Here is a 12,183-nt window from a genome sequence, read left to right on the forward strand (position 1 = left end):
CGGCGTCATGCGGCGGCCTTCCGGAAGGGGCGCAGGGAGACGGCGTACCCGGCGCACGCGGCCAGGGCGACCGTGGCCAGCAGCAGCGCCGTACGGTCGCCCCACAGCGTCCACGCCGCGCCGAACGCCAGCGAGCAGGCGAACCGCGCGCCCGCCTGGCCCGTCTGGACCAGCGCCAGGCCCGACGAGCGCAGCGCCTCGGGCACGCTGTCCGAGGCGGCCGCCATCAGCACCCCGTCGGTCGCCGCGTAGAACGTGCCGTGCAGGGCGAGGACCGCGTACGGCAGGGCCGTGCCGTGCCAGGACGTGAGCAGCAGGGCGTACGCCAGCAGCAGGGCCCCGTGGCCGGTCAGGAAGACGCGCCAGCGGCCCCAGCGGTCCGCCAGCCTGCCCAGCGGGACGGCCAGGAGGAGGAACGCGGCCGCCGTACCGAGGGGGAGCAGGGCGAACCAGCGGTCCGGGACGCCCAGCCGGCGCTGCAGCAGCAGGTAGACGAAGGAGTCGCTCACCGTCGCGAGGCCCAGGAGCAGCGCGCAGACCGTGAGCCGGCGCAGGTCGCGGTGGGTGAGCAGGGCGAGCGCCGCGCGCAGGGTCGGGCGGGCGGCTGCGGAGGCGGCCGCTTCGCCACGGCCTCCCCCCGGTACGACTTCGCCCGGGTCACCGGGTACGACTTCGCCACGGCCTCCCGGTACGACTTCGCCACGCCCACCCGGCACGAACAGCACCAGCACCAGGACGCCGACCACCGCCACGCAGAAGCTCACCGTGAACACCGCGTCGTAGCCGTCCACCGTCGCCCGGAGGATGAGAAACGCGGCCAGCGGGCCGAGCAGCGCGCCCGCCGTGTCCATCGCCCGGTGCACGCCGAAGGCCCGGCCCCGGGTCTCGGGGGTGCTGGAGAGCGAGATCAGGGCGTCGCGCGGGGCCGTGCGCAGGCCCTTGCCGGTGCGGTCCGCCGCCAGGACCAGGCCGATGGGGGTGAGGGTGTGGGCGAGCAGCAGCAGCGGTTTGCACAGGGCCGACAGGGCGTAGCCCGCGCCCGCCACCCACTTGTGCCGGCCGCCGCCGCGGTCGGCGAGATGGCCGCCGGCCAGGCGTACGACCGCCGAGAAGCCGTTGTAGACGCCGTCCAGGAGGCCGAAGCCCAGCGGGGACAGGCCGAGGCCCGCCACCAGGTACAGCGGCAGGACCGCCGTCACCATCTCGGAGGACACGTCCGTGATCAGGCTCACCGTGCCGAGGGCGAGGACGGTGGGGGCGACCGCGGTGCGGTACCGCCCGGCTGTCTCCGGCCGGACGGTACCTTCCGCGGACGCCGCCGGGGTGCTCGCTCGGCTGTCCGCTACGTACACGTCAGGACGCCCAGATCCCGGTGATGTCGTCGGCGGAGGCGGCGTTGCCCGCGTGCGCGCTCAGGCCCTGGCCGTCCTCCAGGGTGCGCAGCAGGTCGTAGTGGTTGTAGGTGGTGGAGGAGGTCGATCCCGCCTTGACCGGCTGTCCGTACAGGACCGTCGGGATGCGGTTGCCGGCCAGCCGGTTGTCCTCGTCCATGGTGACGACGAGGAGGCTGTTGTGGGTCTTGGCCCAGGTCGCGTACGCGCCGAGCTTGTTCTTCAGCCAGGTGTCACCGGTGGACACCGAGCAGTCGTGCATGTCGCTGCACAGGTTGGGGGTGACGAAGGAGAGCTGGGGCAGGGTGGTGAAGTCGGTGGGGAACTGGGCGAACGTCTTCGCGCTCGAGGTCGGCACGTTCTTGAAGCCGAACCACGGGTTGTGCTTGCGCGCGTAGTCGCCGCTGCTGCACGTGGTCGAACCCTGGCTGGGCAGGGTCTCGTTGTAGCTGGCCCAGGTGCGGCCGGCGGCGAGCTGCTCGGAGGCGATGTTCGCCGCCGTGGAGAAGCCCGCGGTGTAGCAGCCGTCGTCGGTGATGCCCTGGGTGGCGCCGGAGAACAGGGCGAAGTAGTTGGGCTGGCTCGGGTGGGTCTCGGCGTACATCTGGGTCAGGTTGGCGCCGCCGGTGGCCAGCGAGTTGATGTACGGGGCGCTGGAGGAGCCGATGACCTGGGAGTAGGCGTGGTTCTCGAAGACCACGACGATCACGTGGTCGGGGGTCGGCACGGCACTCGCGGCGTGCGCGGACGTGCCGCCAAGCCCGGTCCACAGGCCGACCGCGGCCGCGGTGAAGGCGGTGGCGGAGGCCACCGTCGTACGGGCTCGGCGCAGCATCGCCGAACGTGCGGAACTGCCGGACACATCAACCTCCGGTGCTGGGAAGGGGGAGGGTCGGTGGCGGTGCGGACAGAGCATGCACACGCCAACAATCCCCTGTCCCACCGCGCCCGGCCGGACGGATGAAGAGCGGGTGAACTGCTCCCGATGACCGCGACGCTCCGCAACGGATCCCACGAGACGCCGCAAGGCCAGCACCCCCTCAGAACGTGCCGCAACGGCTCCCACGAGACGCCGGGAGTCCAGCGCCCTTCAGCGGCCCGGGGAACTGCGCGACCAGCCACGACAAAGCCGCGGCCGCGCGACGGCATTCCACACCGCCGCGGCCGAAGGACATACGGCACCGTGCTCGCAGCGGAGCGCCCGAGCGTCTACTCGGTCCACGTCCACGTCGTCTGGCTGAACGGCTCGCCCTTGCCGAAGCCGAGGACCTTGCGGGGCCGCACCGCGAAGACCAGGGCCGCGCCGGGCCCGTGCCGGAAGCAGCCGTCGGCCACCTCGTAGTGCCAGGCGGCGCCGTACTTCGCCTCCCACGCCGCCGCCAGCTCGCGCAGCCGGCCGTCGTCGGTGACCCGCACCGCCGCGCCCTCCACGGTCAGGTCGTACCCCCGGGCCCAGTCGTTGCGTCCGGTGGTGAGTACGACCTGCGGGTTCGCGGCGAGGTTGCGCGCCTTGCGCTCGTCGCCGCCGGTGCTGAAGTGCAGCGCGCCGTCGTGCCACACCGCGATCAGCGGGGTGACGTGCGGCCGCCCGTCCGGCCGTACCGTGGCGAGCCAGAACAGTTCCGCGCCGGTGAGCAGCTTCTCCGCCTCGGACCAGTCGTGGGCCCGGGTGCCGGGGCTGCTGTAGCGGGCGTCCAGCACACCCTCGGGTTCGCGCATGATGCCTCCTCCGGTTCTCCTGTCCGTGCACACCCTGTACAGACCGCGGCCGCGCCGCGAACTCATCGGCGCCCGGGACCGGGTCTGCGGTTAGGCTCTGGCGAGGACGACCTTGATCCGGTTGACGAGCCGAGGGGAGGCCGCGGATGACGCCGGGGCGCAGGAGCAGTACTTTCACGCGACTGCTGCGGCACGGCTTCACCGATGCCTCGGCCGCCGAACGGCTGCTCGACGGCCCCGAGCTGGCGGCCGTCCGCGACGACCCGGTCCTCCTGGAGGCACTCGGTGCCACCGCCGACCCTGATCTCGCCCTGGACGGCCTGGTACGACTGCTGGAGGCCCAGCCCGGCCCCACCGCGCACCGGGAACTGCTCGACACCCTGATAGCGGCCAAACCGCTGCGGGACCGCCTGCTGGGCGTCCTCGGCGCCTCCGCCGCCCTGGCCGACCACCTGGCCCGGCACCCGCGGGACTGGGAGGCCCTGGTCACCTACGAACCCCGGGACCTGCACCCCGGCGTCGCGGAGTTCGAACGCGGCCTGTCCGAGGCCGTCGACCCGGTGGGCCTCCGGGTCGCCTACCGGCGCTGCCTGCTGTCCATCGCCGCCCGGGACGTGTGCGGCACCACCGACGTCGCCGAGACCGCCGCCGAGCTCGCCGACCTCGCCACCGCCACCCTGCGCGCGGCCCTGGCCATCGCCGAGCGTGCCGCGCCCGACGACGCCGCCGCCTGCCGGCTCGCGGTGATCGCCATGGGCAAGTGCGGCGGCCACGAGCTGAACTACGTGTCCGACGTGGACGTCATCTTCGTCGGCGAGGCCGCCGCCGGCGCCGACGAGGCCAAGGCCCTGCGCTCGGCCACCAAGCTCGCCTCGCACATGATGCGGATCTGCTCCGAGACCACGGTGGAGGGCTCGATCTGGCCGGTCGACGCCAACCTCCGGCCCGAGGGCCGCAACGGCCCCCTCGTCCGCACGCTGAGCAGCCACCTCGCCTACTACCAGCGCTGGGCCAAGACCTGGGAGTTCCAGGCCCTGCTCAAGGCCCGCCCGGTCGCGGGCGATCCCGAACTCGGCCAGGAGTACACCGACGCCCTCGAACCGCTGGTCTGGAAGGCCGCCGAGCGCGAGAACTTCGTCGCCGACGTGCAGCAGATGCGCCGCCGGGTGGTGGCGAACATCCCCGTCGCCGAGGTCGACCGCGAGCTGAAGCTGGGTCCCGGCGGACTGCGCGACGTCGAATTCGCCGTCCAGCTGCTCCAGTTGGTGCACGGACGGGCCGACGCCAGTGTCCGCTCCGGCACCACCCTGGTCGCCCTCCAGGCGCTGGCCGCGGGCGGCTACGTGGGCCGCGCCGACGCCGGCCAGCTCGACGACGCCTACCGCTTCCTGCGCTCCATGGAGCACCGCATCCAGCTCTACCGGCTGCGCCGCACCCACCTGGTCCCCGAGGACCAGGCCGACCTGCGGCGCCTCGGCCGCTCCCTCGGCCTGCGCACCGACCCGGTGACCGAGCTGATCCGCGAGTGGAAGCGGCACACCGGTGTCGTACGGCGCCTGCACGAGAAGCTCTTCTACCGTCCGCTGCTCGACGCGGTCGCCCAACTCGGGCCGGGCGAGGCCAGGCTGAGCCCGAAGGCGGCCAGGGAACGCCTGGAGGCGCTCGGTTACGCCGACCCGGCGGCCGCCCTGCGCCATCTGGAGGCCCTCGCCTCGGGCGTCACCCGCAAGGCCGCCATCCAGCGCACCCTGCTGCCCGTCCTGCTGGGCTGGTTCGCCGACTCCGCCGACCCGGACGCGGGCCTGCTGAACTTCCGCAAGGTCTCCGACGCGCTCGGCAAGACCCCCTGGTACCTGCGGCTGCTCAGGGACGAGGGCGCCGCCGCGGAGAACCTCGCCCGGGTGCTGTCGGCCGGCCGGCTCGCCCCCGACCTGCTGATGCGCGCCCCCGAGGCGGTCGCCCTGCTCGGCGACGGCGACAGCGGTGCCCGCGAGGCAGGCGGCCCCGGCGGCGGCCTCGAACCCCGCGGCCGCGCCCAGCTGGAACGGGAGACCCTCGCCGCCGTCGGCCGCGCCGACAACGCCGCGGACGGCGTGCGGGCCGCGCGCGGTGTGCGCCGCCGCGAGCTGTTCCGTACGGCCGCCGCCGACATCGTCGACTCCTACGGCACCGAGGCCAACCCCGTCGAGGCGGACCAGGGAGCCCTGGTGGACCGGGTCGGCGGCGCGGTCTCCGACCTCACGGCGGCCACCCTGGCCGGGACGCTGCGGGCGGTGGTCCGCGACGGCTGGGGCGACACCCTGCCGACCCGGTTCACGATCATCGGGATGGGCCGGTTCGGCGGGCACGAGCTCGGCTACGGGTCCGACGCCGACGTGCTGTTCGTGCACGAGCCCCAGGACGGTGTGGCCGAGCGGGAGGCCGCCGACGCGGCGAACAAGGTCGTCTCCGAGATGCGGCGGCTGCTCCAGATCCCGAGCGCAGACCCGCCGTTGCTGATCGACGCCGACCTGCGCCCCGAGGGCAAGTCCGGGCCGCTGGTGCGCACGCTCAAGTCCTACGAGGCGTACTACCGCAGGTGGTCGCTGGTGTGGGAGTCCCAGGCCCTGCTGCGCGCGGAACCGGTCGCAGGCGACGAGGAGTTGGGTCGCCGGTTCATCGAACTGGTCGATCCGCTGCGGTACCCGGTGGAGGGGCTCGGCGAGGACGCGGTGCGCGAGATCCGGCGGCTGAAGGCGCGGATGGAGTCCGAGCGGCTGCCGCGCGGGACCGACCCCAAGCTGCACACCAAGCTCGGACCGGGCGGGCTGTCCGACGTCGAGTGGACCGTGCAGCTGCTGCAAATGCGGCACGGCTGGGCCGAGCCGGGCCTGCGGACCACCCGGACCCGCCAGGCGCTGGCCGCGGCCTGCGCGGCGGGGCTGCTGGGGGCCGAGGAGGCCGGGATCCTGGACGAGGCGTGGGTGCTGGCCACCCGGGTGCGGAACGCGGTCATGCTGGTGCGGGGGCGGGCCGGCGACACGTTTCCCCCCGAGACCCGGGAGCTGGCCGCGGTGGGCCGGTACCTGGGGTACGGGGACGGGCACGCCGGGGACATGCTCGACGCGTACCGGCGGACCGCGCGGCGGGCCCGGGTGGTGGTGGACGAGCTCTTCTACGGCGCGTAGGAGTTCGTGGCCGGGGGCGTTCGTGTGCCCGGCGTGGCCGCGTCTGCGGCGCGGCCGTGTCTGCGGCGCGGGTGGGCGGGGCCGGTCGCGCGGTTCCCCGGGTCCCCGCGGGACGGGGTCCCCGCGGGACGGGGTCCGCGCGGGACGGGCTACGTTCTCCTGGGCAGGGAGTAGGGCGGTGTGCCGTACCAGAGGCCGGCCGTGGTGAAGCCGAAGGCCAGGCAGAGCAGACCGCCCACCGCGTCCAGCCAGAAGTGGTTGGCGGTGGCGACGATGACCAGCAGGGTGGCCGTCGGGTACAGCAGCCCCAGCACCCGTGCCCACGGCACCGACGCCAGGGCGAAGACCGTCAGGCCGCACCACAGCGACCAGCCGATGTGCATGGACGGCATCGCGGCGTACTGGTTGGACATGTGCTTGAGGTCGCCGGAGGCCATCGAACCCCAGGTGTGGTGGACCGTCACCGTGTCCACGAAGCCGCCACCGGTCATCAGCCGCGGCGGGGAGAGCGGGAACAGGTAGTACCCGAGGAGGGCCACGCCCGTGGTGGCGAAGAGGGCGAGGCGGGCGGCCGCGTAGCGGCCGGGATGGTGGCGGTAGAGCCACACCAGCACACCCAGCGTCACCACGAAGTGCAGTGTCGCGTAGTAGTAGTTCATCCCGACGATCAGCCAAGTCACCGAGTTGACCGCGTGGTTGACCGACGTCTCGACGGCGATCCCCAGCTGGTGCTCGGTCCGCCAGATCCAGTCCGCGTTGCGCAGCGCCTGCGCCTTCTGCTCCGGGACCGCGTTGCGGATGAGCGAGTAGATCCAGTAACTCACCGCGATCAGCAGGATCTCGAACCACAGCCGGGGCCGGCGCGGTGTGCGCAGCCGGCGCAGGAGCCCACGGTCCCCCTCGCCCGTGACGGTCCGCGGAAGGGTCTGCTGTGCGCGACCTTCCGGCTCTGTCACGGTCGAGTCACTCATAGGCACAGAGTCTGCCAGAAAAGACGTCTTCGACAGATCATCCCAAGGTTGGCTTTACGGTGCATGTCTACGGCGTGCGGAGCCCGGCCTACGGCACCGCGACTACTTCCCGGGTACCGCCGCCGTAGAACCGCGTACCACCAATTCCGGCATGAAAACGAACTCGCTGTGCGGAGCCGGCGTCCCGCCGATCTCCTCCAGGAGGGTGCGCACCGCGGCCTGCCCCATCGCGGGGACCGGCTTGCGGATCGTGGTGAGCGGCGGGTCGGTGAAGGCGATCAGCGGGGAGTCGTCGAAACCGACCACCGAGACGTCCTTGGGGACGTCCAGACCCCGCTGCCGGGCCGCCCGTATCGCACCGAGGGCCATCATGTCGCTGGCGCAGACGATCGCCGTGCAGTCGCGGTCGATGAGCGCCGTGGTGGCCGCCTGACCGCCCTCCAGGGTGTACAGGGAGTGCTGCACCAGCTCGGTCTCGATCGTGTCGGCGTGCAGCCCCAACTGGTCCTGCACGGCCCGTACGAAGCCCTCGATCTTGCGCTGCACCGGCACGAACCGCTTGGGGCCGAGGGCGAGGCCGATGCGGGTGTGGCCGAGGGAGACGAGGTGGGTGACGGCCAGGGTCATCGCCGCCCGGTCGTCGGGGGAGATGAACGGCGCCTGCACCTTGGGCGAGAAGCCGTCCACCAGGACGTAGGGCACGCCCTGGGCCCGCAGCCGCTCGTAGCGCTGCATGTCGGCGGTGGTGTCGGCGTGCAGGCCGGAGACGTAGATGATGCCCGCGACCCCGCGGTCCACCAGCATCTCGGTCAGCTCGTCCTCGGTGGACCCGCCGGGGGTCTGGGTGGCGAGCACGGGCGTGTAGCCCTGCCGGGTCAGGGCCTGTCCGATGACCTGGGCCAGGGCCGGGAATATCGGGTTCTCCAGTTCGGGGGTGATCAGCCCCACCAGGCCCTCGCTGCGCTGCCGAAGCCGTACCGGACGCTCGTAGCCGAGCACGTCCAGCGCGGCGAGCACGGACTGGCGGGTGGTGGCGGCGACGCCCGGCTTCCCGTTGAGGACCCGGCTGACGGTCGCCTCGCTCACCCCCGCCTGCGCTGCGATGTCGGCAAGCCGTGTGGTCACGGCACTGGACTGTACCGGCCGTATGTCCCCTTGCACACCGATCGGGCGCCTGATGCGGCCTGGGGGGCGGCCCGGTCCGGGCTGCTGCGTCATCGCACTCCCTCGTGAAACGTGATGGCAAGAGCTTGCAGAGTCTTGCACAAGTGGCCCCTGTAGCGCTCTACCGCCGAAAACAACCGGCAGGCAAGCGTCTCACGGCGGTCGCCAGGAGGTCACGCGCGGATAACTTCGAAGATCTCTTGCACTTTTTTGCTGCAAGGTCTTTCGTCACGCTTACATCGCTGTTACGTTCCCTGACGCCCGGCCGCCGCAAAGGCGCTGTCGGCACGACGGCGAGGACGGCGGACGGGACCGCCCTCGCATCACTCGGGCTTTTCACCCTCAAGGAGAACTCATGCGGCGTGGCATAGCGGCCTCCGCGCTGGTGGCGTCCCTCGCCCTCACGGCGACGGCGTGCGGCGGGAGCGACAGCGACAGCAAGTCGGACGGCCCGGTCACCATCACCTGGTGGGACACCTCCAACGCCACCAATGAGGCACCGACCTACAAGGCCCTGGTCAAGGAGTTCGAAGCCGCCAACAAGGGCATCAAGGTCAACTACGTCGACGTCCAGTTCGACCAGGCGCAGAACAAGTTCGACACCGCGGCCCAGTCCGGCAAGGGCGCACCCGACGTGCTGCGCTCCGAGGTCGGCTGGACGCCCGCCTTCGCCAAGGCCGGCTACTTCCTGCCGCTGGACGGCACCGGCGCGCTCGCGGACAAGGACAAGTTCCAGCCCAGCCTGATGACGCAGGCCCAGTACGAGGGCAAGACCTACGGCGTGCCGCTGGTCACCGACACCCTGGCGCTCGTCTACAACAAGGCCCTGCTGAAGAAGGCCGGCATCACCGAGGCCCCCAAGACCTGGGACGAGGTGCGGACCGACGCCGCCAAGATCCAGGACAAGGCCAAGGTCACCGGCTACTGGGGTCCCGAGGCCGCGTACTACACGCAGCCCTTCCTCTACGGCGAGGGCACCGACATGGTCGACGCCTCCGCCAAGAAGATCACCCTCACCTCGGCGGCGGCCAAGAAGGGCTACCAGACCTGGCTGGACCTCTACTCCGGCAAGGGCCTGCAGAAGGCGGACACCACCGCCGACGCCTACGCCCACCGCCAGGACGCCTTCGTCAACGGCAAGGTCGCCATGACCATGGAGGGCCCCTGGGAGATCACCAACTTCTACAAGGGCTCCGCGTTCGGCGACAAGTCCAACCTCGGCATCGCCACCGTCCCGGCCGGCTCCACCGGCAAGGCGGGCGCCCCGACCGGCGGCCACAACCTCTCCATCTACGCCGGCATCGACAAGGCGCACCAGGAGGCGGCCGAGAAGTTCGTCGCCTTCATGACCTCCGCCAAGACGCAGACGCAGATCGCGCTGAAGAACTCCACCCTGCCGACCCGCTCCGACGCCTACACGGCGGAGGTCAAGGCCGACCCGGGCATCGCCGGCTACCAGGCGGTCCTGTCCTCCGCGCAGCCGCGCCCGGCGCTCGCCGAGTACTCCTCCCTGTGGGGTCCGGTCGGCACCGAGCTGACCAAGATCGCCGGTGGCAAGGAGACCCTCGACAAGGGTCTGAGCACCGCCGAACTCGGGGTCGAGAAGCTCGTCCCCGACTTCAGCAAGTAAGCCCCGCGTGGCCGCCGGATCCCCCCTGACGGACAGGGACAGGACCCGGCGGCCACGAGCCTGTGCCCAGCCCGATCCCGGAAAACCCAGAAGGTGTCGAACCATGACAGTCGCCATCGACCGCGCGACCGGCAAGCGCCACGGCGACCGCGCGCCCCGCCCAGGGCTGGGCCGGCGGATCCGCAACAACTACCAGAAGTACTGGTACGCCTACGCGATGATCGCCCCCGTGGCGGTGGTCCTCGGGGCGCTCGTCATCTACCCGCTGGTGTACGGCTTCTACCTGACGCTGACGGACGCCAACAGCCTCAACACCGCCCGCACCATCGGCGTCAACCACATCGACGCCACCTACAGTTTCGTCGGCCTGGACAACTACAAGGACATCCTGTTCGGCCCGACGTCCTACGACCGCTTCTGGTCGCACTTCGTCTGGACGATCGTCTGGACCGCGCTCTGCGTCACCCTGCACTACACCATCGGCCTGGGCCTGGCCCTGCTGCTGAACGAGAAGTTCCGCGGCCGCACCTTCTACCGCATGGTCCTGGTGCTGCCCTGGGCGGTGCCGACCTTCGTCACCGTGTTCGGCTGGCGGTTCATGCTCGCCGACGGCGGCATCGTCAACGCCGCCCTGCACTTCCTCCATCTGCCGCAACCCGACTGGCTGGAGGACACCTTCTGGCAGCGGGCCGCGGCGATCCTCGTCAACACCTGGTGCGGTGTGCCGTTCATGATGCTCTCGCTGCTCGGCGGCCTGCAGGCCATCGACGGCACGCTCTACGAGGCCGCCGAGATGGACGGCGCGAGCGCCTGGCAGCGCTTCCGGTACGTCACCCTTCCGGGTCTGCGGTCCGTCAGCTCCACGGTGGTCCTGCTCGGCATCATCTGGACGTTCAACCAGTTCGCCGTCATCTTCCTGCTGTTCGGCAACACCGCCCCCGACGCGCAGATCCTGGTCACCTGGGCGTACTACCTCGGCTTCGGACAGCAGCCGCGTGACTTCGCCCAGTCCGCCGCCTACGGCATGCTGCTGCTGGCCGTCCTGATCGTCTTCACCTCCTTCTACCGCCGCTGGCTCAACCGCAACGACCAGCAGCTCGCGATCTGAGGCAGGAGTTCCCATGAGTACGACCACTGTCGAGACCTCCGCCCAGGTCACCGAGGAGGCACCTGTGACCAGCAGTACGCGCCGTGTCCGCCGCCGGGGCGAGCGCGGTCCGCTCGGCACCGCCGTCACCCACGGCCTGCTGGGCGTCGCGAGCCTGATCGCGTTCTTCCCGGTCGGCTGGCTGATCTTCCTGTCGCTGGGCCCGGACAAGGACGACTACCTCCATCCGGGCGGCATCTGGCACAAGATGACCCTGGACAACTACTCCTTCGTCCTCCAGCACACCGGCTTCTGGGACTGGTTCCGTACGACGATGATCGTCGTCGGCGGTACCACGGTCATCGGCCTGATCCTCGCGTCCACCACCGGCTACGCGGTGTCCCGGATGCGTTTCCCGGGCTACCGGAAGTTCATGTGGCTGCTGCTGGTCACCCAGATGTTCCCGATCGCCGTCCTGATCGTGCCGATGTACCAGATCCTGTCGAGGCTCGGGCTCATCGACAGCTACCTCGGTCTGATCCTGGTCTACTGCACCACCGTCGTCCCCTACACGGCGTGGCTGCTGAAGGGCTACTTCGACACGATCCCGTTCGAGATCGACGAGGCCGGCCGGGTCGACGGGCTCTCCCCGTTCGGCACCTTCTTCCGGCTGATCCTGCCGCTCGCCAAGCCGGGCCTCGCGGTCGCCGCGTTCTACAACTTCCTCACCGCCTTCGGCGAGGTGGCGTTCGCGTCCACGTTCATGCTGAGCGACGACAAGTACACCTTCGCGGTGGGACTGCAGAGCTTCATCAGCGAGCACGACGCGCAGCGCAACCTGATGACCGCGACGGCCGTGCTGATCGCGATACCGGTGGCCGTGTTCTTCTACCTCGTGCAGAAGAACCTGGTGACCGGGCTCACCGCGGGCGGAACGAAGGGGTAGCACGCCGGTTCACCGGCGCCCCGCAAGGGGCGCGGGACTGTATCTGATGTGCGGCTCCGCCGAGTGGGCGCGACCAGCCCCGACGGCGCCGCACCCGAAACCCGAGGC

The 12,183-nt window shown here is 71.1% G+C and carries 9 protein-coding genes; 4 read left to right on the forward strand and 5 right to left on the reverse strand.

Annotated elements, in window-relative coordinates; all coding sequences use genetic code 11:
* Positions 1 to 5 precede the first annotated feature (5 nt).
* The 3 genes from ACFY3I_RS12635 to ACFY3I_RS12645 form a co-directional block, all read right to left on the reverse strand.
* Positions 6 to 1,352: an MFS transporter gene (locus ACFY3I_RS12635; protein WP_390860564.1), complete on the reverse strand. Its 1,347-nt coding sequence runs from the start codon at positions 1,350 to 1,352 to the stop codon at positions 6 to 8.
* Between the two features lies 1 nt (position 1,353).
* A complete protein-coding gene (locus ACFY3I_RS12640) occupies positions 1,354 to 2,226 on the reverse strand; it encodes an alkaline phosphatase family protein (protein ID WP_390860889.1) in 873 nt (290 codons plus the stop codon).
* A 374-nt stretch (positions 2,227 to 2,600) separates the two neighbouring features.
* A complete protein-coding gene (locus ACFY3I_RS12645; RefSeq protein ID WP_390860565.1) occupies positions 2,601 to 3,110 on the reverse strand; it encodes a pyridoxamine 5'-phosphate oxidase family protein in 510 nt (169 codons plus the stop codon).
* Between the two features lie 146 nt (positions 3,111 to 3,256).
* On the opposite strand from ACFY3I_RS12645, the gene ACFY3I_RS12650 reads away from it, so the two are divergent.
* On the forward strand, positions 3,257 to 6,277 hold the full coding sequence (locus ACFY3I_RS12650) for a bifunctional [glutamine synthetase] adenylyltransferase/[glutamine synthetase]-adenylyl-L-tyrosine phosphorylase (protein WP_390860566.1): 3,021 nt from the start codon (positions 3,257 to 3,259) through the stop codon (positions 6,275 to 6,277).
* Between the two features lie 149 nt (positions 6,278 to 6,426).
* Here ACFY3I_RS12650 and ACFY3I_RS12655 read toward each other — a convergent pair whose 3' ends face one another.
* Together ACFY3I_RS12655 and ACFY3I_RS12660 are read right to left on the reverse strand one after the other, a co-directional pair.
* Positions 6,427 to 7,248, reverse strand: coding sequence for a phosphatase PAP2 family protein (locus ACFY3I_RS12655; RefSeq protein ID WP_390860567.1), 822 nt, complete (start codon positions 7,246 to 7,248; stop codon positions 6,427 to 6,429).
* A gap of 102 nt (positions 7,249 to 7,350) precedes the next feature.
* Positions 7,351 to 8,373 (reverse strand): LacI family DNA-binding transcriptional regulator, encoded by a 1,023-nt coding sequence (locus ACFY3I_RS12660; RefSeq protein ID WP_365294559.1) that lies wholly within the window; start codon positions 8,371 to 8,373, stop codon positions 7,351 to 7,353.
* 394 nt (positions 8,374 to 8,767) lie between these two features.
* Between ACFY3I_RS12660 and ACFY3I_RS12665 the strand changes: the two genes are divergently transcribed.
* From ACFY3I_RS12665 to ACFY3I_RS12675, 3 genes are all read left to right on the forward strand, one after another.
* Positions 8,768 to 10,042, forward strand: coding sequence for an extracellular solute-binding protein (locus tag ACFY3I_RS12665; RefSeq protein WP_365294561.1), 1,275 nt, complete (start codon positions 8,768 to 8,770; stop codon positions 10,040 to 10,042).
* A 103-nt stretch (positions 10,043 to 10,145) separates the two neighbouring features.
* On the forward strand, positions 10,146 to 11,150 hold the full coding sequence (locus tag ACFY3I_RS12670; RefSeq protein WP_390860568.1) for a carbohydrate ABC transporter permease: 1,005 nt from the start codon (positions 10,146 to 10,148) through the stop codon (positions 11,148 to 11,150).
* A 13-nt stretch (positions 11,151 to 11,163) separates the two neighbouring features.
* Entirely contained in the window at positions 11,164 to 12,075 is a 912-nt protein-coding gene (locus ACFY3I_RS12675; protein WP_390860569.1) for a sugar ABC transporter permease, read from the forward strand.
* Positions 12,076 to 12,183 lie beyond the last annotated feature (108 nt).

Source organism: Streptomyces sp. NPDC001068, assembly GCF_042897315.1.
Taxonomy (GTDB): domain Bacteria; phylum Actinomycetota; class Actinomycetes; order Streptomycetales; family Streptomycetaceae; genus Streptomyces.

Excerpts from the sequence above, each read along its gene's own strand:
- ACFY3I_RS12645 (WP_390860565.1), bottom strand. The coding sequence starts at position 3,110 with ATGCGCGAACCCGAGGGTGTGCTGGACGCCCGCTACAGCAGCCCCGGC.
- ACFY3I_RS12640 (WP_390860889.1), bottom strand. The coding sequence starts at position 2,226 with ATGCTGCGCCGAGCCCGTACGACGGTGGCCTCCGCCACCGCCTTCACC.
- ACFY3I_RS12670 (WP_390860568.1), top strand. The coding sequence starts at position 10,146 with ATGACAGTCGCCATCGACCGCGCGACCGGCAAGCGCCACGGCGACCGC.
- ACFY3I_RS12655 (WP_390860567.1), bottom strand. The coding sequence starts at position 7,248 with ATGAGTGACTCGACCGTGACAGAGCCGGAAGGTCGCGCACAGCAGACC.
- ACFY3I_RS12675 (WP_390860569.1), top strand. The coding sequence starts at position 11,164 with ATGAGTACGACCACTGTCGAGACCTCCGCCCAGGTCACCGAGGAGGCA.
- ACFY3I_RS12650 (WP_390860566.1), top strand. The coding sequence starts at position 3,257 with ATGACGCCGGGGCGCAGGAGCAGTACTTTCACGCGACTGCTGCGGCAC.
- ACFY3I_RS12665 (WP_365294561.1), top strand. The coding sequence starts at position 8,768 with ATGCGGCGTGGCATAGCGGCCTCCGCGCTGGTGGCGTCCCTCGCCCTC.